1 protein-coding gene is annotated in these 351 nt (G+C 70.4%); it reads right to left on the bottom strand.

Annotated elements, in window-relative coordinates; genetic code table 11:
* Positions 1 to 306 (bottom strand): flagellar motor switch protein FliN (gene fliN / locus FLQ44_RS17690; protein ID WP_147695456.1); only part of this gene is annotated, 306 nt, incomplete at its 3' end.
* Positions 307 to 351 lie beyond the last annotated feature (45 nt).

A 351-nucleotide genomic window follows, 5' to 3' on the forward strand; every position in this document is an offset into this window, starting at 1 on the left:
GCTGACCACGTCGGTCAGGCGCACGCCGAAGCGATCGTTCACCACCACCACTTCGCCGTGGGCGATCAGGGTGCCGTTGACGTAGACGTCCAGCGGCTCGGCGGCGCCGCGCTCGAGCTCGATCACCGAGCCCGGGTTCAGCTGCAGCAGGTTGCGGATCGGCACGCGCGCGCGGCCGACCTCGAGCTGCAGGGTGACCGGAACGTCGAGCAGCACGTCGAGGTTGAGTTCGCCGCCGGTGCCGTCCGGCGACAGGGTGCCGAACTGGGCCGGGCTGGCGCCCAGGGTGTCGGAATTGCCGCTCATGGCTGTGGCCTCTGCAGGGCGGAGTTCAGGGGAATGCTGGGCTGG

It is taken from the genome of Vogesella mureinivorans (assembly GCF_007644035.1).
In the GTDB taxonomy this organism is placed as follows: Bacteria; Pseudomonadota; Gammaproteobacteria; order Burkholderiales; family Chromobacteriaceae; genus Vogesella; species Vogesella mureinivorans.